Origin of the sequence: Mesorhizobium sp. M7A.F.Ca.ET.027.03.2.1 (assembly GCF_003999175.1) — a bacterium.
Lineage (GTDB): Bacteria > Pseudomonadota > Alphaproteobacteria > Rhizobiales > Rhizobiaceae > Mesorhizobium.
Genome location: NZ_RZOM01000752.1, coordinates 1 through 3,091 on the forward strand (window position 1 = coordinate 1; position 3,091 = coordinate 3,091).

A 3,091-nucleotide genomic window follows, 5' to 3' on the forward strand; every position below is an offset into this window, starting at 1 on the left:
GTATATAACGAAGCCGTTCACGGCCACGGGAAGCGCTTGAAGCATGGACATGATTGATCCTTTCGGCCGCACGATCAGCTATCTCCGCGTGTCGGTCACCGACCGCTGCGATTTCCGCTGCACCTATTGCATGGCCGAGGACATGGCCTTTCTGCCTAAGAAGGACCTGCTGTCGCTGGAAGAGCTTGACCGGCTGTGCACGGTTTTCATCGAAAAAGGCGTCAGGCGCTTGCGCCTCACCGGCGGTGAGCCACTGGTGCGCAAGAACATCATGCATCTGGTGCGCCAGCTCTCGCGGCACCTCGCCAGCGGCGCGCTGGAAGAGCTGACGCTGACCACCAACGGCTCGCAGCTGTCGCGCTTTGCCGCCGAACTCGCCGATTGCGGCGTCAAGCGCATCAACGTGTCGCTCGATACGCTCGATGCCGACAAGTTCCACAAGATCACCCGCTGGGGCCATCTCGACAAGGTCATGCAAGGCATCGATGCCGCGCAGGCGGCGGGGCTGAAGGTCAAGCTCAACGCGGTGGCATTGAAGGATTTCAACGACGCCGAGCTGCCCGAGATGATGCGCTGGGCGCATGGCCGCGGCATGGACTTGACGGTCATCGAAACCATGCCGATGGGCGAGATCGATGCCGACCGCACCGACCAGTATCTGCCGCTGTCGCTGCTGCGCGCGTCGCTGGAACGCCAGTTCACGCTGACCGACATTCCCTTCAAGACCGGCGGCCCGGCCCGCTATGTCCAGGTCGCCGAGACTGGCGGACGGCTCGGCTTCATCACGCCGATGACGCATAATTTCTGCGAAAGCTGCAACCGCGTCCGGCTGACCTGCACCGGCACCCTCTATATGTGCCTGGGCCAGGAAGATGCCGCCGACCTGCGCGCGCCCTTGCGCGCCTCCGAAGGCAACGAGCTGGTCGCCGATGCAATAGACGAAGCCATCGGCCGCAAGCCCAAGGGCCACGACTTCATCATCGACCGCCGCACCAGCCGCCCATCGGTGTCACGCCATATGAGCGTCACCGGCGGCTGATCTTTTCGTGAAATTCATGCAAGATCGCTTCGGATCATGACTCGAGGCGAGCATGCGGCTGCACTCTTCATTCCTGGCGATTGCGACAATGGCAGCAAGCAGTGCGGTCGCCGCGCCGTTCACTTATGTGAACGAGCGCTTCGGCACCGTCTGCACCTTTCCCGACGAGATCTTCACCGATCGCCAGCCGGAGCCCGATAATGGCGACGGACAGCAATGGCTGAGCGCCGATGGCGCCAGCCTGATCTGCTCCGGCATCCTCAACATAGACAACGATACGCCGAAGGGCTTTGTGGCGGCCGAGAAGGCCAGCGATGAAGCCGGCTACAAGGTGACCTATGGCAAGGCCGGCAGCGATTGGGCGGTGCTGTCGGGCGTTAAGGATGGAAAGATGTTTTACGAGCGACGTCTGTTTGGGAGAGACGGTATCATCCGCACGGTCTGGGTCGACTACCCTCCGGCCCTGAAGTCGAAATACGACCCGCTGGTCGGCGCCATTGCCGGCAGTCTCAAGGGGTCGTGAAAGTTTCGGACCACACCCCAGAAAAAGTCTTGTTCGCGAACCACAGCCGGATTTACGGCCAGTCTGTTCCAACCTACCCTTTCCCTGGAAGCGGATCTTCGCTCACAGGGGGAATACACCATGCGCAAACTCGTTCTTTCTCTAGCCTTGCTTGGTCTCGCGGCCGTGCCCGCTGCGGCCCAGTCGATCGGCGGCACTTATACGGTCGCCGGCACCAACTTCGACGGCTCTGCCTATGGCGGCGAGGCAACCATCACGCTGACCAGCGGGACGACCTGCGCGATCCATTGGGAAACCGGTGGCTCATCTTCCGACGGCATCTGCATGCGCAACGATGATGCCTTCTCGGCCGGCTATGTCATGGGCAAGGATATCGGCCTCGTCGTCTACAAGATGACGGACGACGGCTCGTTGCATGGTCTGTGGACCATCGCCGGCAAGGAAGGCAATGGCACCGAGGTGCTGACGCCGAAGAAGTAAGTTCTGCCGCCATTGCAGGTGATCTTCTGAGCCACAAACAAGGCTGTGGCCCAGCCCTTTGCTGTTGCTGTTTCACGCCCGGCTGTTACAGGCTTGCTGCCTAAAGCGCGTCGCGTTTGAACGGATTCAGGCGACGCGCTTTAGGTCTTTGTTTCTTATGCGTGTCGTTTCCCCAAAACCGAGGTCACTTTTGGGCGACATGCATTAGCAGAACCGGTAGCCGTCTTGCCCCTGTCACCAAATATTCGCGGCGCGTTGTTCATGATGGTGGCGATGGCCGGCTTCTGCCTCAACGATGCCATCACCAAATACTCGTCACAATCGATGAACATGGCGCAGGTCATGTTGATCCGTGGGGCTTTCGCTTCGCTTTTCGTCGGCTTGCTCGCCTGGCAGCGCGGCGCGCTCGCCCGCCCGGGTTCGATGCTGCAGCCTCTGGTTGCCCTGCGCGTGATCAGCGAGGCCGGTGCCACGGTGAGTTTTCTCGTCGCCCTCGCCCATTTGCCGATCGCCAATGTTTCGGCGGTGCTGCAGGCGCTGCCACTGGCGGTGACGATGGGGGCCGCACTCGTCTTTGGCGAGGCTGTCGGCTGGCGGCGCTGGCTTGCCATCGCCATCGGATTTGCCGGCGTGCTGATTATCGTTCGGCCTGGCTTCGAAGGGTTCAGCATCTACTCGCTGGCGGCGCTGGCCAGCGTTGCCTGTTGTGCGGTGCGCGATCTCGCCACCAAGCGAATCCCGGAGGCCATTCCGACATTGCTGGTGTCGACGGCAACCGCGCTTGCCATGACCATCGTCGGTGCGGCGCTGTTGCCGGCAATGGGCGGCTGGACGCCGATGACGAGGGACAGCACAGCCCTGCTGGCCTTGGCCGCGGTGCTGGTGGTGATCGGCTACCAGTTCATCATCATGGCGATGCGGGCGGGCGACATCTCCTTCATCGCGCCGTTCCGCTATACGGCCCTGATCTGGTCGATCCTGCTTGGCCTGTTCATCTTCGCCGATATCCCCGATCCGCCGATGATCGTCGGCGCCACCATCATCATCGG

General features: G+C 61.7%; 4 protein-coding genes. All 4 read left to right on the top strand.

Features of this window, described 5'->3' with window-relative positions:
- Positions 1-43: 43 nt before the first annotated feature.
- Positions 44-1,039 (top strand): GTP 3',8-cyclase MoaA, encoded by a 996-nt coding sequence (gene moaA / locus EN750_RS26165; RefSeq protein WP_127270849.1) that lies wholly within the window; start codon positions 44-46, stop codon positions 1,037-1,039.
- Between the two features lie 88 nt (positions 1,040-1,127).
- Positions 1,128-1,562: a hypothetical protein gene (locus tag EN750_RS26170; RefSeq protein WP_236383069.1), complete on the top strand. Its 435-nt coding sequence runs from the start codon at positions 1,128-1,130 to the stop codon at positions 1,560-1,562.
- Positions 1,563-1,682: 120 nt separating this feature from the next.
- The gene (locus EN750_RS26175; protein ID WP_127269771.1) at positions 1,683-2,042 is read left to right on the top strand and encodes a hypothetical protein; all 360 of its coding nucleotides are present in this window, start codon (positions 1,683-1,685) and stop codon (positions 2,040-2,042) included.
- A gap of 225 nt (positions 2,043-2,267) precedes the next feature.
- Positions 2,268-3,091: DMT family transporter (locus EN750_RS26180; RefSeq protein WP_145967920.1), on the top strand; the 824-nt coding region annotated here is incomplete at its 3' end.